4 protein-coding genes are annotated in these 24,514 nt (G+C 69.9%); all 4 read left to right on the top strand.

The window, feature by feature from the left end:
• The first annotated feature begins 1 nt into the window (after position 1).
• Positions 2 to 1,963, top strand: coding sequence for an acetoacetate--CoA ligase (locus C7H75_RS18745; RefSeq protein ID WP_106851685.1), 1,962 nt, complete (start codon positions 2 to 4; stop codon positions 1,961 to 1,963).
• A gap of 161 nt (positions 1,964 to 2,124) precedes the next feature.
• Positions 2,125 to 2,880 carry a FadR/GntR family transcriptional regulator gene (locus C7H75_RS18740; protein ID WP_005518344.1) on the top strand — a complete coding sequence of 252 codons (756 nt, stop codon included), beginning with the start codon at positions 2,125 to 2,127 and terminating at the stop codon, positions 2,878 to 2,880.
• Positions 2,881 to 2,945: 65 nt separating this feature from the next.
• Positions 2,946 to 3,362, top strand: a complete 417-nt coding sequence (locus C7H75_RS18735; protein WP_013416897.1) for a PPOX class F420-dependent oxidoreductase — start codon at positions 2,946 to 2,948, stop codon at positions 3,360 to 3,362.
• A gap of 356 nt (positions 3,363 to 3,718) precedes the next feature.
• Positions 3,719 to 24,475, top strand: coding sequence for a non-ribosomal peptide synthetase (locus C7H75_RS18730; protein WP_106852041.1), 20,757 nt, complete (start codon positions 3,719 to 3,721; stop codon positions 24,473 to 24,475).
• The last annotated feature ends 39 nt before the right edge of the window (positions 24,476 to 24,514 follow it).

Raw genomic sequence — 24,514 nt, 5'->3', positions numbered from 1 at the left:
TGTGACCAGTGAAGGAACCGTCGGTACCCGGCCGCAGTGGGTGCCGACCGACGAGGACGTCACCCGCGCCCGCATCACCGACTTCGCGCGCCGGGTCGAACGCCGCACGGGGCGGACGTTCCCGGACTACCGGGCGCTGTGGCAGTGGTCGGTGGACGACGTGGGCGCGTTCTGGCAGTCGGTGTGGGAGTACTTCGAGGTCGGCTCGGTGTCGGATCCCGGGCCGGCTCTGGCCGTCGACGCGATGCCCGGGGCCGTCTGGTTCCCGCAGGCCCGGCTCAACTACGTCGACCACGTGATGCGCAACGCCCGAACCGACCGGCCCGCCGTGGTGTACGAGAGCGAGGCCGGCGACCGGGAGACGGTGTCGTGGGCCGAGCTGATGCGGCAGACCGGGGCGCTCGCCGCGACCCTGCGCTCGCTCGGCGTCGGGCCCGGAGACCGTGTCGTCGGCTACCTGCCCAACGTGCCGGAGGCGATCGTCGCGTTCCTCGCGACCGTGAGCATCGGTGCCGTGTGGTCCGCGTGCGGGCAGGACTATTCGGCGCCGGCCGCGCTGGACCGCCTGGGACAGCTCGAACCGACGGTGCTGGTGGCCGCCGACGGCTACCGGTTCGGCGGCAAGGAGCATCCGCGTACCGGCGAGATCGAGCAGTTGCGCGCCGGCATGCCCTCGCTCGCAGCGACCGTCGTGGTCCCGCGACTCGCAGGCGGCGAAGTGCCCGGCGCAATCCGGTGGGAGCAGGCCACTGCGGGCGACGCCGCGCTCGAACCGGTACCGGTGCCGTTCGACCACCCCCTGTGGATCGTCTTCTCGTCCGGCACGACGGGCCTGCCCAAGGGCATCGTGCACGGTCACGGCGGTGTCCTCCTCGAACACCTCAAGGCGATCGCGCTGCAGAGCGACATCGGGCGAGACGACACCTTCTTCTGGTACACGAGTCCGAGCTGGATGATGTGGAACTTCCAGGTGGCCGGACTCCTGGTGGGCGCCACGGTCGTCAGTTACGACGGCAGCCCCGCCTACCCGGCACAGGGCCGGTTGTGGGAGTCGGCGGCCCGGCTCGGCGTCACCGTGGTCGGAACCAGCCCCGGCTACGTCCTGGGCTGTCAGAAGGCCGGGATCGTGCCGGCGGCGGAGTACGACCTGGGCGCGCTCCGGGCGGTGGGGATCACTGGGTCCACGCTGCCGGCGTCCTCGTCGTGGTGGCTGTCCGAGAACGTGGGTGAGCACGTGCCGGTCATGTCCATCAGCGGCGGTACGGACGTCGTGTCGGCGTTCGTCGGCGGGACCCGCATCACCGCCGTGTGGCCGGGGGAGTTGTCGGCCCCGTACCTCGGCGTCGCTCTCGACGCGTTCGACGAGTCCGGTCGGCCGGTGCGCGACGGCGTGGGCGAACTCGTGATCACCCGCCCGCTCCCGTCGATGCCGGTCCGGTTCTGGAACGACCCGGACGGCGCCCGGTACCGGGCGAGCTACTTCGAGACGTTTCCCGGGGTGTGGCGGCACGGCGACTGGATCTCGATCACCGACCGCGGTGGCGTCGCGATGCACGGGCGCTCGGATTCGACCCTCAATCGCAACGGCATCCGGATGGGCAGCGCCGACATCTATCAGGCCGTCGAACGGCTGCCGGAGGTCGTGGAGGCCCTCGTCATAGGTGCCGAGCGAAGTGACGGCGGCTACTGGATGCCGTTGTTCGTCGTCCTCGCCGACGGATGTGAGCTCGACGACGCGCTGCGCGAGCGGATCCGCACGGAGATCCGGGAGAAGGCGTCGCCGCGGCACGTGCCGGACGAGATCGTCGCTGCTCCGGGCATTCCCCATACCCGCACCGGCAAGAAACTCGAGGTCCCGCTCAAGCGGCTGTTCCAGGGCGGCGACGCGGCCCGCGTCGTCGATCGCAGCGCCGTCGACGATCCCGCACTGCTCGACTGGTTCGCCCGATTCGGATCTCGTTGACGGTGTGAGATTACCCATCGGTAGCATCGCTTGCGCTCGTCGTGCGGGGTGACACCGACCGATTGCGCCGTCGGAAGGCGAGGAAACAACTAAAGCCTTGTACTCTTCATCGGTACCGAGTCCGGGCGCGTGCCGGGACGGGAGCCGAGGAGAGGGACAACGTGGCGGTCGGATCGAAGTCGACTGTGGTGCGGGTGCCCAAGGCGGGTGAGCTCGTCGCCGCGAACCTGCGCCGACGGATCATCACCGGCGAACTCGGCGCGGGTGATCCGTTGCCGAACGAGTCGGTGCTCATGGAGCAGTTCGGGGTCTCTCGTCCCACTCTCCGGGAGGCCTTCCGGATTCTCGAATCGGAGTCGATCATCACGGTGCTCCGGGGAGCACGCGGTGGCGCTCGGGTCATGGCACCGGACGCATCGGTCGCCGCGCGGTACACCGGCCTGTTGCTGCAGTACCAGGGGACCCCGCTGGTCGACGTCTATCGCGCCCGCGCCTCGCTCGAGGTGTCCGCGGTGGGGGTCCTGGCGGGTCCGGGGCATACGGAGCAACTCGATCGCCTCGCCGAATTGATCGACGAGGGTGCCGACCTCGTGGACGACGCCGCGGCGTTCGCGCACCACGACGTGCAGCTGCACCAGAGCCTGGTCGACCTCGCCGGCAACGAGACCCTCGCGGTGCTCGCGGGCATGCTCGTGCACATCATCGAGGCGCACAACGCGCTGTTCATCGCGTCGCACGGGGACAATCAGGACAAGCCGGCCGCGCGGGCGGCGCATCGCGCCTACACGAAGCTGCTCGCTCACCTGCGCAGCGGCGACGCGATCGCGGCCCAGGACTTCTGGCGCAAGCACCTGGACGGTATCGAGAAGTACATGGTCGGCGACTCGGCGACGACGCTGGTCGAAGTCCTGTCCTGACGAGAGCCGGGCGCCCGGCGGCCCGCCCGCGTACTGTTCGGTTCGTGAGCAGTCTGCATGACAGTTTGCAGGACCCGGACGTCCGGCAGTTCCTCACGCGAGGGACCCGGACCGGCAAGCTCGGCTTTCTCTCCGGAGACGGCCGCCCTCTGGTTGCCCCCGTCTGGTACGTCCTCGAGGGGGAGGATGTGGTGTTCAACACGGGGGCGTCGACGGCCAAGGGGAGATACCTCGCCCGGGATCCTCGCGTGACCCTGTGTGTCGACCTCGAGGAGCCGCCGTATGCGTTCGTGCAGATCCAGGGTGAGGCCGCGATCTCGACCGATCCGGACGACTTGCTGCGGGTCGCGACCGAGATCGCCCGACGCTACATGGGGGAGGAGCGGGCGGAGGAGTTCGGACGCCGCAACGCTGTCCAGGGGGAACTCGTGGTGCGGGTCCGCCCCACCAAGGTGATCGCCGCCCTCGACGTCACCGAATGAATGCTCGGTGAACTGGGCGGAAATGGGTTCTGACGGACCGACCCTGTAGATTGATGCGGGTGTGTTCGACCCAGGTGAATCGGTGACAGACCGCCATAGGTGACCCCTCGGAAAGACAGGGGTTCGGCGAGTCTGCGCGATTGCGATCCACGCGGTCGGCCGTCTCTCCCTGAACTCTGTGACCGGCGTCCGTCGGCGCCGCACTGCTGTAACGGAACAGGTCCGATCAGCAGATATATCCCGAGTGTGTGCCTTGTCGGCTGTCGTTCCGGACCCGTGTCGGGCGCGGCTGAGAAGGGTCATGTGTTTCGGTGTCCGACCGGTGTCGCTCGGCGACACGGGGGCGGGGGCGCGTGATGGTGAGAAGAGAGGCTCTGGGTTTGGACTCGCTAGGCGTCGGTGGACTAGAGGGTGACAGCTCGTTCGGTGGGGACGCACAGCCGTTCCCGCTGTCCCAGGCACAGCTCGGCATGTGGTTCGCGCAACACGTGGATCCGTCCGTGCCGGCCAACATCGCGCAGTACGTCGAGCTCCGGGGCGAACTCGACATCGCCCGACTCCATCGGGCCAGCGCCCGGGCGGCGGGCGAGACCGGGTCCGGCTACGTGCGTCTCCTCGAGGTCGACGCCGAACCGCGGCAGCTGGTCGACACCACGCTCGACGACACCCCCGAGTACGTCGACCTGCGGTCCGAGCCCGATCCGCGGGCGGCAGCGCTGGCGTGGATGCGCGCCGACTACAGCGCGCCCGTCGACCTCCTGCGTGACCGCCTCGTCGTGGCCGCGGTCCTCCACGTCGAGGACGGTCTCTACTACTGGTACAACCGGGCCCACCACGTCGTGCTGGACGGCTTCGGGGCCACCACGTTCGTGAACCGGGTGGCCGAGTTGTACTCGGCCGACGTCGACGGGGTGGAGCCGTCGCCGAACGTGGCATCGCCGCTCGAGAAGGTCTACGACGCCGACCGCACCTATCGCTCGTCGACGCGGTTCACGTCGGACCGCGACTACTGGCTCGAACGCGTCGCCGGGGTCGAGGAGCCCACGAGTCTCGCCGGCCGGGCCGCGCCGCCCGCGCCGCTGAGCCGGATCGACAGCGCTGCGCTCTCCGACGGGACGGCGGCCCGGATGGATGCGTTCCTCGAGCGCGAGGACACGACTGTCGCGACGGCCGTCATCGCAGCCTTCGCCGCATACCTCGCCCAGATGACCGGGCGTGAGGACGTGGTGCTGAGTCTGCCGGTCACGGCGCGCACGAACGCGGTCCTGCGCCGCTCCGGCGGCATGACCTCCAACGTGGTGCCGCTCCGCCTCACCGTGTCCGCCGACACCACCGTCTCGCAGTTGCTGGGCCTGGTCGCGACCGAGGTGTCGGGCGCGCTGCGCCATCAGCGGTACCGGCACGAGGACATCCGCCGTGACGTCACCGGCGCGGCCGGCCAGGCGTCGTTCTTCGGTCCGTGGGTGAACATCATGATGTTCCACACGGAACTGCGGTTCGGCGACACGGTCGGTGAGCAGCACATCCTGTCGACGGGTCTCATCGAGGACCTCGGCGTCAACGTCTACCAGGGCATCGCGGGTTCCACGACGCACGTGGACTTCGAGTCGAACCCCAACCTGTACGGCGACGACGAGGCCCGCCGCAACCACGAGCGCTTCGTCGAGTTCCTCGACCGCTACGTGGCGGCGGGGTCCGAGCAGCCGGTGTGGGAACTGCCGCTCGGCACCGATGTCGAGCGCCGCACGGTGCTCGGCGACTGGCTCTGCACGGGGCACGAGTTCCGGCCGCGCAACCTCGCGGAGGCGTTCGACGAGCAGGTGGCGCGCACTCCCGGCGCGACCGCGCTCGTCTTCGAGGGCGAGACGCTCACGTACGCCGAGCTCGACGCGCGCGCGAACGCGCTGGCCCGCACGCTCATCGGAATCGGCGTCGGTCCCGAATCGCTTGTCGGACTGTCCATCCGGCGTTCCCTGGACCTGATCGTCGGCCTGTACGCGATCGTGAAGTCCGGTGGCGCGTGGGTGCCGATCGACCCGGACCACCCGGCCGATCGCACCGCGTACATCCTCGAATCCGCCGGTCCGGCCTGCGTGCTCACCACCGCGCGGGACGCCGTGGACCTGCCCGCGGGCATCGTGTCGATCGAGATCGACACGATCGATCTCCCGGCGCTGGACACCCGGACGGTCACGGACGCCGACCGGTTGGCGCCGCTGCGTCCGGAGAACACCGCGTACGTGATCTACACGTCGGGTTCGACGGGTCGTCCCAAGGGTGTCGCGGTCTCGCACGCCGCGATCGACAACCAGCTCGAGTGGATGCTGCACGAGTACCCGATGACCGAGTCGGACGCCTACCTGCAGAAGACGGCGACCACGTTCGACGTGTCGCTGTGGGGCTTCTTCATGCCGCTGCGGGTCGGTGCCTCCATGGTGATCGCCACGCCGGACGGGCACCGCGACCCGGTGTACGTGGCGAACAAGATCGCCGAGCACTCGGTGACCGTGACCGACTTCGTGCCGTCGATGCTGACGGTGTTCGTCGCGAACGCCCCTGCCGGGTCGTGTGATTCGTTGCGGGACTGCTTCGTCATCGGCGAGGCGTTGCCGCCCGAGACCGCAGCCGACTTCCGGGAGCTGTGCGGTGCGGGTCTGCACAACCTGTACGGACCCACCGAGGCCGCGGTGTCGGTGACCTACTACGAATCCGGTCCGCAGGACACCGCCACCGTTCCGATCGGTTTGGCCGAGTGGAACACTCGCGCCTACGTGCTCGACCACCGGCTGCGTCCCGCCCCGATCGGTCAGCCGGGAGAGCTCTATCTCGCGGGCGACCAGCTGGCCCGCGGCTACGTCGGCCGACCCGACATCACGTCGGATCGGTTCGTCGCCAACCCGTTCGGCGGACTCGACGGTGTCGGCCGAGCGGGTGAGCGGATGTACCGCACCGGTGACCTCGTCCGCTGGCGCGCGGACGGCAACCTCGACTACATCGGGCGCACCGACTTCCAGGTCAAGTTCCGCGGTCAGCGGATCGAGCTGGGCGAGATCGAGACCGTCCTGCTCGCGCACGAGGACGTGTCGCAGACGGTCGTCCTCGTGGTATCGACCGCGACCGGCGACCAGTTGGTGGCGTACGTGGTGCCCGCACCCGGGCGCACCCTCGTCCCGGCGGATCTGGCGGAGTTCGCCGGCCGGTCGCTGCCGGCGTACATGGTTCCGGCGTCGGTGACCGTGCTCGACGCCTTCCCGCTGAACACCAGCGGCAAGCTCGACCGCAAGGCGCTTCCGGAGCCGACGTTCCTGAGCAACAAGGAGTTCCGTGCTCCGCGCAGCGACGCCGAGAAGACGGTCGCCGCGGTGTACGCGGAGGTCCTCGGCATCGAGCGGGTGGGTCTCGACGACGACTTCTTCGAGCTCGGCGGCAACTCGCTGGTCGCGACGCAGGTCGTCACCCGGGTGGGCGCCGCCCTCGACGTCCGCCTCGGCGTGCGGGAATTGTTCGAGGCGTCCACCGTCGCGGCGCTGGCCGCGCGTGCCGGGGACACCGCCCAGCGCGGCACCGGTGTACCGGCCCTCGGTTCGGTCGCCCGCCCGGCGAGCATCCCGCTCTCCCTCGCGCAGCAGCGGATGTGGTTCCTCAACCGCTTCGACGCCACGACCGCCGTGTACAACCTCCCGTTCGCGGTCCGGTTGTCGGGTGCGGTGGACCCGCAGGCCTTCTCCGCCGCCTTCGCGGACGTGGTCGAGCGCCACGAGTCGCTTCGCACGGTCTACCCCGAGGTCGACGGTGTCGCCCGACAGGTCGTCCTTCCCGCGCGCGACGTCGTGCGGGACCTCGAACCGGTCGCGACCGCCGCGGACGATCTCGAGCCGACGCTGCTCCGTCTCGCCTCCCGTGGCTTCGATGTCACCTCGGAACCGCCGTTCCGGATCGAGTTGCTGCGGCTCTCCGACGCCGAGTACGTGGTCGCCATGGTGCTGCACCACATCGCGGCCGACGGCTCGTCGTTCGGCCCGCTCGCCCGCGATCTGATGATCGCGTACGCCGCCCGGTCCGAGGGCGCCGCCCCCGCGTGGGAGCCGCTGCCCGTGCAGTATGCCGACTACGCGGTGTGGCAGCACGAGATGCTCGGCTCCGAGACGGATCCGAATTCGATTGCCGGACAGCAGATCGCGTACTGGACCGAAGCCCTCGCGGGGCTGCCGGACCAGCTGGATCTCCCGGCCGACCGGCCGCGCCCGGCGGTGGCCTCCAACGCCGGAGCCAAGCTGCGTTTCGACATCTCCGCGCAGACCCACGCCCGACTGCTGGACGTCGCGCGCGAGCACGGCGCGACGTTGTTCATGGTCGTGCACGCGGCGTACGCGATGCTGTTGGCGCGGTTGAGCGGCACGTCGGACATCGCCGTCGGCACCCCCGTCGCGGGGCGTGGGGACCAGGCGCTCGACGGGTTGATCGGCATGTTCGTCAACACGCTCGTGCTCCGGACCCAGGTGGATCCGGGCATCACCTTCGCCGACCTGATCGACGCCGTCAAGACCACCGATCTCGAGGCGTACGGCAACGCGGACGTGCCGTTCGAGTGGCTGGTCGAGGCGCTCGAGCCCACCCGGTCGCCGGCACGCCATCCGCTGTTCCAGGCGATGCTGTCCGCCGAGGTCGCCGGAGTGCGCGACCTGAGTTTCGCCGGGGTCCGTGCCGCAGCCGCCGAACTCGACGTCCCCGTCTCCAAGTTCGATCTGCAGCTGCAGATCTCGGAGGGATTCGACGAGTCCGGCGCGCCCGCATCGATCGGCGCGGTCTTCGAGTACGCGACGGACCTGTTCGACGAGTCCACCGTCGCGACGTTCGCGGAGCGCTTCGTGCGCATCCTGGATGCGATCGTCTCCGACACCACCGTGACCGTGGGTGACGTCTGCCTTCTCGACGAGACGGAGCAGCGCCGGGTGGTCCACGAGTGGAACCGGACCGGCCACGACCTTCCCCCCGTGACGCTTCCCGAACTGTTCGACCGGCAGGCAGCGGCGACGCCGTCGGCGCCGGCAGTGGTCTTCGCGACGGGTTCGTGGACCTACGAGGAGTTCGCATCCCGCGTCAACCGGCTCGCGCGCCATCTGGTCGGGATGGGCGTGGGACCCGAGAGCGTGGTCGCGGTCGCGATGGAACGGTCGCCCGAATTGCTCACGGCCGTGTACGCCGTCCTCGCTGCCGGTGGCGCGTACGTGCCGATCGATCCCCGGCAGCCCGCCGAGCGGAACACCCACATTCTCGGTACCGCGGGCCCCTCGTGCGTCCTGACGACGTCCGGTGACGACATCGACCTGCCGGAAGACGTGCGGCGTGTCGACGTCGACACGCTGGATCTGTCCGCGCTGTCGCCGGCGCCGCTGACGGACGCGGCCCGGCGTGCCCCGCTGCGTCCCGAGAACGCCGCGTACGTGCTGTTCACGTCGGGATCGACCGGTCGCCCCAAGGGGGTGACGATCTCGCATTCGGCAGTCGTCAACCAGCTGCTGTCGATGCAGGACGAGTACCGCCTCGGCGCCGACGACTCGGTGCTGTTCAAGACCCCGGTCACGTTCGACGCGTCGGTGTGGGAGCTGTTCTGGCCGTTGGAATCCGGGGCCCGCATCGTGGTGGCAGCGCCGGACGGCCACCGCGATCCCGCGTACCTGGCGAGGATCCTGGCGGAGCAGGCGATCACGGTGGTGCAGTTCGTTCCGACGGTGCTCGACGCCGTCGCGGACCACCTCGAACGCCAGGGGTGTGTGTCGTTGACACACGTGTTCTGCGGTGGTGAGCCGCTCACCACGGCGGTCGTCTCGCGGGTCCGGAGCATCTGCGACGCCGCGATCCACAATCTGTACGGCCCCACCGAGACCGCGGTCCAGGTAACCCGTCGTACCGTCGCCGGGACCGAGTCCGCGGCCGTGCCGATCGGTGCCCCGGTGTGGAACAGCCAGGTGCGGGTCCTCGACTCCCGCTTGAACCCGGTGCCCGCCGGTGTGGTCGGGGAACTGTACGTCTCCGGCGCGCAGCTGGCACGCGGATACCGCGGCCGCTCCGATCTGACGTCGGAGCGGTTCGTCGCCGATCCGTGGGCGCCGGGCGAGCGGATGTACCGCACCGGTGACCTCGTGCGGTGGATCGTCGACGCCGACGGCGCGGGCGAATTGGAGTACGTGGGACGCAGCGACTTCCAGGTGAAGTTGCGCGGACTGCGTATCGAGCTCGGCGAAGTGGAGACGGCTGTCCGCGAGCACGGATCGGTGTCCCAGGCCGTGGTGGCGCTGCACCACGACCCGCGTGCCGGTGATCAGCTCGTCGCGTACGTCGTCGCGTCCGCAGAGTGCGCCGTCCCGTTCGATCCCGCGAATCTGCGGGAACACCTCTCGTTGCGTCTGCCGTCGTACATGGTGCCGACGATGTTCCTGCCGATCGACGCCCTGCCGCGGACGACGTCGGGCAAGATCGACCGGCGCGCGCTGCCCGTCCCGGTGTTCGAGGCGAAATCGTTCCGGATTCCGCGGACCCCGGTCGAGGAGATCGTGGCGGACGTCCTCGCGGACGTCCTCGGCGTCGAGACGGTCGGCCTGGACGACGAGTTCTTCGCGCTCGGCGGCAACTCGCTGATCGCTACGCAGGTGGTCGCGCGCCTCGGGGCGGCTCTGGACACCTCCGTGCCGGTGCGGGTGCTGTTCGAGTCGTCCACCGTCGAGCAGCTCGCGGTGCGGGTGGAGCAGCACGCGGGCGCGGGGAACCGCGCCCCGCTCGTCGCGCAGGAACGCCCGGACCGGGTCCCGTTGTCGTTGGCGCAGCAGCGCATGTGGTTCCTCAACCGGCTCGACCCCCGATCGGCGACCTACAACCTCGCGTTCGGTCTCCGCTTGCGGGGTGACCTGGACGTCGTGGCCCTGCAGGTCGCGCTGGTGGACGTGCTCGACCGACACGAGTCCCTGCGGACGGTGTTCCCCGATTCGCCGGACGGGCCGCACCAGGTGGTGGTGGACGCCGTGCGCGTCGTCCCGAACCTCACCCCGGTGCACGTCGGAGTCGACGAATTGCACCGTGCGATGGTCTCTTTCGCGTCGGCCGGGTTCGACGTCACGACGGAGACCCCGGTTCGCGCCACACTGTTCCGGATCGATCCGTTCGACCACGTCCTCGCGATCGTCGTCCACCACATCAGCGCCGACGGCTGGTCCATGGGCCCGCTGGCCCGTGACGTCATGGCGTCGTACGACGCGCGCGTTCGTTGGGGGCAGCCCGTGTGGGAGGCCCTGCCCGTCCAGTACGCCGACTACGCGCTGTGGCAGCGGCAGATCCTCGGCTCGGAGGACGACGAGGACTCGATCGTCGCGAAGCAGGCGCGCTACTGGTCGGCGCACCTCGACGGTCTACCCGACCATCTCGACCTGCCGACGGACCGTCCGCGCCCGGCGCGGCAGTCCTATCGCGGCGCGAAGATCGACTTCACGGTGCCGGCGGACGTGCACCGCGCACTGATCGCGATCGCGCACGAACGCAACGCGTCGCTGTTCATGGTGGTGCACGCGGCGCTGTCGGTGTTGCTGTCCCGTTCCGCCGCGACCGACGACGTCGCGATCGGCACCCCGGTGGCCGGACGCGGCGAGCAGGCGCTCGACGACCTGGTCGGCATGTTCGTCAACACGCTCGTGCTGCGCACCCACGTCGAATCCGGTACGCGGTTCGCCGATCTGCTCTCGCACGCGCGGGACGTGGCGCTCGGGGCGTTCGCGAACTCCGACATCCCGTTCGAGCGGCTCGTCGAGATCCTCAACCCCGCGCGGTCGACCGCCCGCCACCCGCTGATCCAGGTGATGCTGTCGTTCGAGAACCTGGGCACGACCCATCTCGAGTTGCCCGACCTCACGATCGACAAGGTCGAACTCGACGCGGAGGTCGCGAAGTTCGATCTGCAGTTCACCTTCCGGGAATCGATCGGCGAGGGTGGCCTCGCGGACGGGATGGCGGGCGAGTTCACCTACGCCACAGACCTGTTCGACGCGTCGACCGTGCAGGCGTTCGCAGACCGGTTCCTGCGCATTCTCGCTGCCGTGGTCGCCGACCCGGACACCGTCGTCGGGGACATCGACCTGCTCGGCGCCGAGGAGATCGCCCAGCTGACCGGCCCGGCCGGGCTCGATGCGCCCGCGCCGACGCCGCTGCCCGATCTGCTGGCCGCGGCGGCGGACAGCGATCCCGAGGCACTCGCGCTGATCGCCGGTGTCGAGGAGCTCACCTACCGCGAGCTCGACGAGCGGTCCACTCGACTGGCGCGGCTGCTGGTGTCCCGCGGTGCCGGGCCCGAGGACGTCATCGCGGTGGCACTGACGCGGTCGGTCGAATCGGTGACCGCCGTGTGGGCGGTCGCGAAGTCCGGTGCCGCGTTCGTGCCCGTCGACCCGAACTACCCGCGTGATCGGGTGGCGCACATGGTTTCGGACTCGGGGGCCGTGCTCGGTGTGACGACGTCGGAGCATGCCGACGCCCTGCCCGACGGCCTGCCCTGGCTGGTGCTCGACGATGCCGCCGTGGCGGCCGGCCTCGCGGAACAGTCGGTGGAGCGGCTCTCGAACGCCGATCGCGTACGGCCCCTCACCCCGGGCCATCCCGCCTACGTCATCTACACGTCCGGTTCCACGGGTGTGCCGAAGGGAGTCGTGGTCACGCACACCGGCCTGGCCGCGTTCGCGGCCGAGCAGGTGGAGCGGTACGGCATCGATTCCGGTTCGCGGACAATGCATTTCGCATCCCCGAGCTTCGATGCGTCGATCCTGGAACTGCTGATGGCCTTCGGTGCGGCCGCGACGATGGTGATCGCGCCGACCTCGATCTACGGCGGTCAGGAGCTCACGGAGCTGCTGGCGTCCCGTCACGTCAGCCACGCGTTCGTGACCCCGGCGGCATTGGCGTCGGTGGATCCGTCCGCGCTGGACGCCCTCGGCGTGGTCGTCGTCGGTGGCGAGGCCTGCTCGGCGGACCTGGTGGCTCGCTGGGCGACCGGGGGCCGAAAGATGTTCAACGCGTACGGTCCGACGGAGGCGACCGTCGCTTCCAACATCTCGGACCCGCTCGTGCCGGGCGAGCCGGTGACGATCGGCCGCGCGATCCGTGGGGCGGGCACCTACGTGCTCGACGCGCGCCTGCGCCCGGTTCCGGCCGGCGTCGTGGGTGAGCTGTACCTCGAGGGCGCTGGACTGGCTCGCGGCTACCACGAACGTGCCGGGCTCACGGCGGAGCGGTTCGTGGCCAACCCGTTCGGCATGCCCGGCTCGCGCCTGTACCGGACCGGTGACGTCGTGCGCACGACCGCGGACCGGGTGCTCGAGTACGTCGGCCGCGCCGACGATCAGGTGAAGCTGCGCGGCTTCCGGATCGAGCTCGGTGAGATCGAGGCCGTCCTGCACCGCCTGAGCGACGTCGCGCAGGCCGTCGTCGTGGTTCGGCACCAGCAGCTCGTCGCGTACCTCGTGGCCGCGCCGGGCGCGTCGATCGACCCGGCCGAGGTGAAGGACACGGTGGGGCGGGCGCTGCCGGCGTACATGGTCCCCGCGGCCGTCGTCGTGCTCGATGAGCTGCCGATCAGCGGCAGCGGCAAACTGGACCGAAAGGCGTTGCCGGAGCCGGAGTTCGAGGTGCGCGAGTTCCGGGCTCCGGAGACTCCGATCGAGGAGATCGTCGCCGGGGTGTTCGCGGAACTGCTCGACACCCCGCGAGTGGGACGCGACGACGACTTCTTCGAGCTCGGCGGCAACTCGCTCGTCGCGACGCGGGTCGTCGCCCGGATCGGGGAGGGCCTCGACACGCGGATTCCGGTGCGCGAGTTGTTCGAAGCCTCGACCGTGCAGGCGTTGGCGGCTCGGATCGAGCAGTCGGTGGGCAGCGGGCGACGCCCGCTCGTCGCGAAGTCGCGGCCCGAGCGGATTCCGCTGTCGTACGCCCAGCAGCGGATGTGGTTCCTCAACCGATTCGACGTCTCGTCCGCGGGTAACAACATTCCGGTGGCAGTCCGGTTGTCCGGGCTGCTCGACCGCACCGCGTTGCGGGCGGCGGTCGGCGACGTGATCGTCCGACACGAATCGCTGCGGACGGTCTACCCCGAGATCGACGGTGTCGGCACGCAGGTGATCCGTCCCGCGTCGCAGGTGCGGGTCGCACTCGAGCCGGTCGCGATCGGCGCCGACGAACTGCCGGCGGCCCTCGGTGAGCTGGCCCGCTGGACGTTCGACGTCACGCGGGAGGTTCCGCTGCGGGCGGAGCTGTACGAACTGAGCCCCACCGAGCACGTCCTCGCCCTCGTGGTGCACCACATCGCGGCCGACGGCTTCTCGATGGGGCCGCTGACCCGGGACATCATGGTGGCCTACACCGCTCGGTGCGTGGGCAGCGTGCCGGCGTGGCAACCGTTGCCCGTCCAGTACGCCGACTACGCGCTGTGGCAGCGCGAGGTGCTCGGCGCCGAGGACGACCCGGATTCGGTGTTCGCGCAGCAGATCGCCTACTGGCGCGATCGGCTCGCGGGCGCCCCGGACCAGCTCGACCTGCCCGCCGACCGGCCGCGGCCCGCGGTGGCGTCCGGTCGCGGCGCCACCCACCGGTTCACCGTCTCCGCGTCGATCCACCGGGCTGTCGTCGCGTTCGCCAAGCGCACGAACACGACGCCCTTCATGGTGTTCCACGCGGCACTGTCGGTGTTGGCGGCCCGGCTGAGCGGCACGTCGGACATCTCGATCGGTACCCCCGTCGCGGGACGCGGCGAATCCGCGATCGACGACCTCGTGGGAATGTTCGTCAACACACTCGTCCTCCGCACCGAGGTGGACGGCGATCGGTCGTTCGAGGCGCTCGTCGAATCCGTGCGGGAGACCGACCTGGGCGCGTTCGCGCACTCGGACGTGCCCTTCGAGCGGCTGGTCGAGGTCCTCGCGCCGGCGCGCTCCCAGGCCCGGAACCCTCTCTTCCAGGTGATGCTCGCCTTCCAGAACCTCGGTCGGACGAGCTTCGAACTCCCCGGTGTGACGGTCTCGGAGGTCGACTTCGACGAGGTCTTCTCGAAATTCGACATCCAGGTCAGCGTCATGGAGTCGATCGACGACGCCGGCACCGCCGGCGGTCTCACCGTCGAATTGACCTACGCGACGGACCTGTTCGAGGCAGCGACGATGGCAGAGTTCGGGACGCGTCTGGTCCGGATCCTGTCCGCAGTGCTGGCGGATCCGTCGGTTGCCGTGGGCGATGTCGCGCTGTTGGACGCCGCCGAGCGGTCTCGGGTCGTCGAGGACTGGAACGCGACCGGCCGAGTGGTCGACGGCACGACGCTGCCGGAGTCGTTCGAGGCGCAGGTGTCCCGGACCCCGGACGCGACGGCGGTCGTGTGCGAGGGCGAGTCGCTGACCTATGCGCAGTTCGCGGCCCGCGTGCGCCGCGTGGCGCGGTTCCTGATCTCGGAGGGTGTGGGCCCCGAGTCGCTGGTCGCGGTCGCCATGGGGCGTTCGCTCGATCAGCTCGTGGCGCTGTACGCGGTGACCGTTGCCGGTGGCGCTTACGTGCCGGTGGACCCCGACCAGCCCGCCCGGCGCAACGGCTACATCCTGGAGACGGCGAATCCCGTTCTACTGCTGACCACCTCGCGGGAGCACGAGGGGCTGCCCGCGGTGCGTCGCACGGTTCACCTCGACACCGTCGACGTGTCCGGCTACTCCGATGCCCCGGTCACGGCGGCGGAGCGTCCGGCGCCGTTGCGTCCGGACAATGCTGCATACGTCGTCTTCACGTCGGGTTCGACGGGCCGGCCGAAGGGCGTGACGGTCTCGCATCGGTCGATCGTCAATCAGCTTGCGTGGATGCAGGCCGAGTACACGCTGAGCGCGGCCGATCGTGTTCTGCTGAAGACGGTGTTCACGTTCGACGCTTCGGTGTGGGAACTGTTCTGGCCCCTCCAGGCCGGCGCCGCCATCGTCGTCGCCCCGCGCGACGCGCACCGCGATCCGCTCGCGCTCGCCCGGGTCATCGGGGATCGGGCAGTCACCGTGGCGCAGTTCGTACCGTCGGTTCTCGAGGCGACGATCGACCACCTCGACGCGGACGCAGCGATGTCGCTGACCCGAGTGTTCAGCGGTGGTGAGGCACTGACCGGAGCCCTGGTGTCGCGTCTGCGACGAGTCGCGGGGGCGTCGGTGCACAACCTGTACGGCCCGACGGAAGCGACCGTGCAAGCCACCCGGCACGAGGCCACCGGGGCCGAGTCCGGCGTGGTGCCCATCGGAACACCGGTGTGGAACACGCGAGCGTTCGTGTTGGACGAACGCCTGAACCCGGTGCCGGTCGGCGTTCCGGGTGAGCTCTATCTGGCAGGCGTGCAATTGGCGCGCGGTTACGCTGCACGGACGGATCTGACCGCGGATCGCTTCGTGGCGAACCCGTTCTCCGACCGCGGCGAGCGGATGTACCGGACGGGGGACCTGGTCCGCCGGACCCGCGACGGCCGTCTGGAGTACCTGGGCCGCACGGACTTCCAGGTGAAGCTGCGTGGTCTGCGGATCGAGCTCGAGGAGATCGAGACCGCATTGCTCGCCCTGCCCGAGATCACGCGAGCAGTCGTCGTCGTCAAGGACGATCAGCTCGTCGCGTACGTGGTCGCGGGCACGCACTTCGATGCCGACACGATCAAGGCCGCGCTGGCCACGTCGCTGGCGTCGTACATGGTTCCGCAGGTGTTCGTCGCACTCGACGCGTTCCCGCTCAATGCCTCGGGCAAGCTGGACCGGAAGGCGCTGCCGGAGCCGGAGTTCGAGACGAAGGCGTTCCGGGCCCCGACGACACCGACGCAGGAGATCGTGGCCGGCGTGTTCGCCGACGTCCTGGACCTGGACCGGGTGGGACTCGACGACGATTTCTTCGCCCTGGGCGGCAACTCGCTCGTCGCGACGCAGGTGGTGTCGCGCCTGGGTGCGGCTCTCGACACCGAGGTGCCGGTGCGGGCACTGTTCGAGGCGTCGACGGTGGAGTCCCTGGCGGCTCGCGTGCAGGTGCTCGCAGGTTCCGGTTCCCGGCCCGCGCTGACGAGTCGCGTGCGGCCGGAACGGATCCCGCTGTCGCTCGCTCAGCAGCGCATGTGGTTCCTCAGCCGGTTCGAGCCCGAGTCGGCCGTGAACAACATTCCGCTCGCGATCCGGTTGTCCGGTGGCCTGGACGTCGAGGCCCTGCGCCGCGCCGTGCGGGACGTGATCGCGCGCCACGAGTCGCTGCGGACCGTCTTCCCCGACGTCGACGGCGTCGGAACGCAGGCCGTCCTGCCGGTGGAGAGGGTCACGATCGAGCTCGAGCCCGAAGCCGTGCCCGACGGCGAGCTGATCGGGCGGATCGAGTCGCTGGCCACAGCCGGCTTTGACCTGGCTGCCGACGTCCCGGTGCGCGCCGCGCTGTTCCGTCTCGCCGACGACGAACATGTCCTCGCGATCGTGGTTCACCACATCGCGTCCGACGGCTTCTCGATGGCTCCGCTGGCCCGCGACGTGATGACCGCGTACGCCGCGCGCTCGGCGGGCGAGGCGCCGGCGTGGGCCCCGCTCGCGGTGCAGTACGCCGACTACACGCTGTGGCAGCGGGAAGTCCTCGGCAGCGAGGACGATTCCGAGTCCGTCATCTCGCGCCAGGTGAGTTACTGGACCGAGCAGCTCGCCGACCTTCCCGAGCAGTTGGATCTGCCCTCGGACCGGCCGCGGCCGGTGGTGGCGTCCAACCACGGTGCGTCGTACCGCTTCTCGATCGGTCCGGAGTTGCACGCCGCGATCGATGCGGTGGCACGAGCCCGCGGTGTCACTCCGTTCATGGTGGTGCACGGGGCGTTGGCGGTTCTCCTGGCCCGGTTGAGTGGCACCTCCGACATCGCGATCGGTACCCCGGTCGCCGGACGCGGTGAGGCCGCGCTCGACGACGTGATCGGCATGTTCGTCGGCACCCTGGTCCTGCGGACGGACGTGGACGGCGGACAACCGTTCGAGGAGTTGCTGGCACGGATCAGGTCGACCGATCTGGCCGCGTTCGAACACGCCGACCTCCCGTTCGAGCGCCTGGTCGAGATCCTCGATCCCGAGCGCTCGCAGGCCCGGCACCCGCTGTTCCAGGTGATGCTCGCGTTCCAGAACCTCGATCGTGCCTCGCTCGAGCTGGCCGGACTACACGTGTCCACGGTGGACTTCGACGCGGCCGTCGCCAAGTTCGATCTCCAGGTCACCGTCGAGCCGGTCGAAGCCGGGTACACGGTCGACCTCACGTATGCCACCGATCTGTTCGACGAAGCGTCGATGCGGGTGTTCGCCGCCCGCTTCGTCCGGGTACTCGACGAGGTCGTCACGGACCCGGCCGTCGTGGTCGGTGACATCGATCTGCTCGACGACCGCGAGCGGTCCCTGGTTCTGGACGAGTGGAACGCGACCGATCACCCCGTCACGGCGTCCACGCTGGTGGACCTCTTCGACGCGCAGGTGACGCGCACGCCCGATGCCACGGCACTCGTCTACGAGGGTGAGTCGCTCTCGTACGCGGAGTTCGCGGCGCGGGTGCGCCGTACCGCACGGCTGCTGATCGCGGAGGGTGTCGGCCCCGATTCGCTCGTCGGGCTCGGCGTGCGCCGTTCGCCGGACCTGCTGGTGGGGATGTACGCGGTGCTCGCCGCGGGCGGCGGATACGTTCCGATCGACCCGGACCAGCCCGCCGAACGCAATGCCTACATCCTGGAGACGGCGAATCCGGTTCTGCTGCTGAGCACCTCACGGGACGGCGCCGATCTTCCCGCCGCCCAGCGAGTCGTGGCTCTCGACGAGCTGGACGTCTCGCGGTTCTCGGACGCTCCGGTCACCGATGCGGAACGTCGTGCACCGCTGCGTCCGGGCAACACTGCGTACGTGATCTTCACGTCCGGCTCGACGGGCCGGCCGAAGGGCGTGGCCGTCGGTCACACCGCGATCGTCAACCAGATCGAGTGGCTGTGCGCCGAGTACGCGCTGTCGGCGGACGACGTCGTGCTGCAGAAGACGCCGTTCACGTTCGACGTGTCGCTGTGGGAGCTGTTCGGCACGTTGGCGGTCGGCGGTCGTCTGGTGATCGCGACCCCGGACGGGCATCGGGATCCGGCATACCTGAAGCGGGTGATCGAGGCCCAGGCGGTGACGGCGACGTCGTTCGTGCCGTCGATGCTGACGGCGTTCACCGCGGAGCTGGCCGCCGGCGACTGCGATTCGCTGCGGCTGGTGCAGGTGGCCGGTGAGGCGTTCCCGACGTCGGCCGCGGCCCGGTTCGCCGCGGTGAACGGTGCGGAACTGCACAACCTGTACGGACCCACGGAGTTCACGGTGCACGCGACGGCGCGCCCGGTGGCGGGCACCGTCGGCGCGAGCGTCCCGATGGGGTCGCCGGTGTGGAACAGCCGGGCGTACGTGCTCGACGGGCGCCTGCGTCCGGTCCCGGCGGGTGTTGCGGGCGAGCTGTATCTCGCGGGAGCCCAGCTGGCGCGGGGCTACTTCGGTCGGGCCGACCTGACGGCGGATCGCTTCGTGGCGAACCCCTTCGCCGCCGCCGGCGAGCGGATGTACCGCACCGGTGACCTGGTGAAGTGGACGGTCGGGGCGAGCGAAGCGACGGGGGATCTTCCTGCGGGCGAGCTGGAGTACCTGGGCCGCACCGACTTCCAGGTGAAGCTGCGCGGTCTGCGGATCGAACTCGGCGAGATCGAGACGGCGCTGCTGGCGCGGCCGGAGATCACGCAGTCGGTGGTGCTCGTCAAGTCCGATCAGCTGGTCGCCTACGTGGTCGCGACCGGCGGCCTCGACGTCGACGGGATCAAGGCCGAACTGGCCGCCTCGCTCGCGTCGTACATGGTGCCGCAGACGTTCGTCGTTCTCGATTCCTTCCCGCTGAACGCGTCGGGCAAGCTGGATCGGAAGGCACTGCCCGAGCCGGTCTTCGAGACGAGGGCGTTCCGGGCTCCGACGACGTCGACCCAGGAGATCGTGGCCGGTGTGTTCGCCGAGGTCCTGGGTGTCGACCGGGTGGGGCTCGACGACGACTTCTTCGCCCTGGGCGGCAACTCGCTGGTTGCGACCCAGGTGGTCTCCCGCCTGAGCCGGGCCCTGGACACCCGGGTGCCGGTGCGGGAGTTGTTCGAGGCATCCACGGTCGAGGCGCTCGCGGCGCGGCTGACGCAGCAGGCCGGCGGTACGCGGAAGGCCCTCACTGCCCGCCCCCGTCCCGAGCGGATCCCACTTTCGCTCGCGCAGCAGCGCATGTGGTTCCTCAACCGGTTCGACACCGAGTCGACCGCGTACAACATCCCACTGGCACTGCGGATGTCCGGGAATCTCGATGTGGCGGCCCTCGATCTGGCCCTCGCCGACGTGACGGAGCGGCACGAGTCGCTGCGCACGGTGTTCCCGGCGACCGACGACGGCCCCGCGCAGGTCATCCTTCCCGCGGCGGACGCGCGGACGCCGCTCCGGATCGTCGATGTGGCTCCGGACGACCTACCCGGCCGGTTGCGTGCACTCGCCGAGACCCGGTTCGACGTGACCTCCGACGTCCCGATCCGGGTGGAGTTGTACCGCACGGGCGCAGACAATTTCGTCCTCGGCATGGTCGTCCACCACATCAGCGCGGACGGTGTGTCCCTCGCCCCGCTCACCCGTGACGTCATGACCGCGTACGCCGCGCGTACTGCCGGGCACGCTCCCGGGTGGACGCCCCTCGCGGTGCAGTACGCCGACTACGCGCTGTGGCAGCGGGAGATCCTCGGCCACGAGACCGATCCGGAGTCGCTCGCCGCTCAGCAGCTCGGGTACTGGAGCGAGACCCTCGCCGAACTGCCGGACCAGCTGAATCTGCCGACCGATCATCCGCGTCCCGCGGTGCAGTCGTTCCGCGGCGGACTCGTGGAGTTCGAGATCGACGCCCCGACCCACCGGGCGTTGCGTGATCTCGCCCGTGAGCAGAACGCGACGCTGTTCATGGCGGTGCATTCGGCGTTCGCGGTGCTGCTGTCGCGGCTGTCGGGCAGCGACGACATCGCGGTCGGCACCCCCATCGCGGGTCGCGGCGAGGCCGAACTCGACGCGCTGGTCGGCATGTTCGTCAACACCCTCGTGTTCCGCACCCGCGTGGACGGTGCGCGGTCGTTCGCCGACCTGGTGTCGGAGGTCCGCGACACGGACCTCGAGGCGTTCGCGCACGCGGACGTGCCGTTCGAACGGCTCGTCGAGCACCTCAACCCGACGCGGTCGACGGCGCGGCACCCGCTGTTCCAGGTGGGCTTCTCGTTCCAGAACCACGACACCGGCGCGCTCGAGTTGCCCGGCCTCACCGTCGAGGCGGCCGAGATCGAATCGGGTGTGGCGCAATTCGATCTGCACATGATCGTCGAGGACCACTACGACGACGGCGGCGACCCGACGGGCATGAAGGCGTCGATGACGTACGCCCTCGACCTGTTCGACGAGTCGACCGTCCGTTCGTTCGCCGAGCGCTTCGCGCGCCTGCTCGCCGCCGTCGTCGTCAAGCCGACGCTGCCCGTCGGCGACGTCGATCTGCTGGGACTCGAGGAACGCGCGCGGCTGCTGGTGGAACGCAACGACACCGCGACCGCGACCGAGCGGGCCACCCTGGTCGACCTGTTCGACGCTCAGGTGAAGGCCACCCCGGACGGGATCGCCCTCGTCAGCGGCGCCGAGCGGGTCACGTACGCGGAGTTCGACGCCCGGGTGAACCGTCTCGCACGGCGGTTGATCGCGGACGGCGTCGGACCGGAGTCGCTCGTGGCCCTGTCGATTCGCCGTTCGGTCGATCTGCTGGTCGGCATGTACGCGGTCGCGAAGGCGGGCGGCGCCTACGTTCCGGTCGACCCGGACCAGCCCGCGGACCGGACCGGGTACATCCTGGACGCGGCCCGACCGGTCTGCGTGCTGACGACTTCGCGGGACGGCGCCGCCGTCGCGTCGTGGCCCGTGCTCGAGATCGACACCGTCGACCTCGACGCGTTCGCAGCCACCCCGGTCGTCGACGCCGATCGATTGCGCCCGCTCGATTCGCGGAACACCGCGTACGTGATCTTCACGTCGGGTTCGACGGGCCGGCCCAAGGGTGTGGCGGTGCCGCACGGGGCGATCGTCAACCAGTTGCTCTGGATGCGTGACGAGTACGGGCTCGACGCGTCGGACGCCGCGCTGCTCAAGACGGCCGCGACATTCGACCTGTCGGTGTGGGAGTTCTGGTCGACGATCACGAGCGGCGGACGGCTCGTGATCGCGTCGCCGGACGGCCACCGCGATCCCGGCTACCTGCTCGGCGTCCTCCGCGACGAGGAGGTCACCACACTGCACGTGGTCCCGTCGATGCTGTCGATGCTCACCACGACCGCAGGGGGGACGCTGCCCCCGTCGCTGCGCCGCATCTTCGCGATCGGCGAGGCGCTGCCGGCCGCGACCGCGCAGGCGTTCCGGGCCGACAACACCGCCGTGCTGCACAACCTGTACGGACCCACCGAGGCCGCGGTGTCGGTGACCCACCACGAGGTGACCGACGCGGACACCGTCGTCGTGCCGATCGGTGTGCCCGAGTGGAACACCCGGGTGTATGTGCTGGACTCGCGGCTGAACCCGGTGCCTGCCGGGGTGACGGGCGAGCTGTACCTGGCGGGCGTGCAGTTGGCCCGCGGGTACCACGGCAGAGCGGACCTCACGGCCGACCGTTTCGTGGCCGACCCGTGGGCCACCGGTGAGCGGATGTACCGCACCGGTGACGTGGTGCGCTGGAACGCCTCGGACGAACTCGAGTACGTCGAGCGGGCCGACTTCCAGGTCAAGGTCCGCGGCTTCCGCATCGAACTCGGCGAGATCGAGGCCGGGCTGCGGGAACTGTCCGGGATCCGCGAGGCCGCTGTCACGGCGCACACCGACGCTCACACCGGCACGCGACTGGTCGCATACCTGGTGGCGGACGCCGACATCGACACCGCGACGGTGAACGACGCTCTGGCGCGGACGCTTCCGTCGTACATGGTGCCGTCGGCGTACGTGGTGCTGGACGCGTTGCCGCTCAACGCGAACGGCAAGCTCGATCGAAAGGCTCTCCCGGAGCCGGTGTTCGAGGCCCGCGACTTCCGGGCCGCGACCACGCCGATCGAGGAAATCGTCGCCGGTGCCTTCGCCGACGTGCTCGGGATCGAACGGGTGGGTCTGGACGACGACTTCTTCGAACTCGGCGGCAACTCGCTGGTGGCCACCCAGTTGGTGGCCCGGCTCGGTGCGGCGCTCGACACGCAGGTGCCGGTGCGCGTGGTGTTCGAGGACTCGACCGTCGCGGGCGTCGCGGGCGCGGTCACGCCGCTCGTCGGCCAGGGCGGACGCCCAGCGCTCACCGCGCGGCCGCGCCCGCCGCACGTTCCGCTCTCGCTCGCGCAGCAGCGGATGTGGACCCTCAACCAGGTCGATACCGCCTCGGCGGCCTACAACATTCCGGTCGCCGTGCGCCTGTCCGGCGCGCTCGACGCCGGGGTCCTGGCGAGTGCCGTGGCAGACGTGATCGCGCGGCACGAGGTGCTGCACACGACGTACCCGGACACCGCCGACGGTCCGGCTCAGGTGCTGGTCCCGCTCGATCGGGCCGTGCCGCGGTTGCAGCCGATCGCGGTGTCCGAGGCGGACGTCACCGATCGGTTGATCGAGTTCCTGGGACGTGGATTCGACGTCACGGCCGAAGTGCCGGTCCGGGCCGCACTGTTCGCGGTGGGGCAGACCGAGCACGTGCTCGCCTTCGTCGCACACCACATCGCGGCCGACGGGTTCTCGATGGGCCCCCTGATCCGCGACGTCGTGCTCGCGTACGTCGCGCGGGTCGACGGCGGTGTGCCGCAGTGGGAGCCGTTGGGCGTGCAGTACGCCGACTACACGCTGTGGCAGCGCGAGGTTCTCGGCGACGAGTCGGATCCGGACTCGGCCGTGGCCCGGCAGATCGCCTACTGGGTGGACGAACTGAAGGGGGCGCCGGAACTTTCGGCGCTGCCGACCGACCGTCCGCGGCCGGCCCGTCCGTCGCTCGCGGGGGCCGCGGTTCCGTTCGCGGTCGACGCGGATCTCGCTGCGCGCGTCGAGAAGACGGCCCGCGAGCAGGGCGCGACGACGTTCATGGTCTTCCATGCGGCGCTCGCGATCCTGCTGTCGCGGCTCGGTGGGTCGAACGACATCACGATCGGCACCCCGGTCGCGGGCCGCGGTGACGCCGCCCTCGACGACCTGATCGGCATGTTCGTGGGCACGCTCGCGCTGCGCACCCGTGTCGAGCCGAGCGCGTCGTTCGCGGATCTGCTCGCGCACGCACGAACGCAGGATCTCGCGGCCTTCGCGAACGCCGACGTGCCGTTCGAGCAGGTGGTCGAGGCCGTGGGTGTCCGGCGCGCGAGTTCCCACTCGCCGCTGTTCCAGGTGATGCTCACGTTCCAGAACATGCAGACGGGCACGTTCGCCCTGCCCGGCCTGGAGGTGTCGGCGCTGGATCTCGGTGCCGACCAGTCGAAGTTCGACGTCCAGGTCACCGCGGTGGAACAGTTCGACCAGTCCGGTGCCCTCACCGGGATCGACGGATCGTTCACGTACGCCACCGAACTGTTCGATCGGGAGACCGTCGAGGTCTTCGCCGACCGGTTCGTGCGGATCCTCGATGTCGTCACCGAGAACCCGTCGGTGGTTCTGCGCGCCATCGACGTCACCACGGATGCCGAGCGGGCGGCACTGGAACCGAAGAAGCAGCTCACGGTCGACGACCTGCCCGAACTGGTCGCGGGTGCCGCGCAGATCGCGCCGGAGACGGTGGCCGTCGCGCACGACGGCACCGACGTCACGTTCGGGCAGTTGCACGCGAAACTGGAAGCGATCGTCGCCCTGATGGGCGCGGCGCTGAAGGGTGAGGCGCTGATGACCGTTGCGCTGACGGGGCTGCTGCCGGGCATCCTGCCGGCGCTGGGCCCGGACGGCTACCGGTCGGCGGTTGCCGAGATGATCGTCGCCGCATCGGCGATCATCGAGGGCGGACACGAGTGATCGCGCTCGGATGATGCGGGGGAGCCGATCCGTCGGCTC

Source organism: Rhodococcus (subgen. Prescottella) equi (assembly GCF_003013675.1).
Taxonomy (GTDB): domain Bacteria; phylum Actinomycetota; class Actinomycetes; order Mycobacteriales; family Mycobacteriaceae; genus Prescottella; species Prescottella equi.
This window is presented reverse-complemented; position numbering and strand designations above follow the sequence as displayed.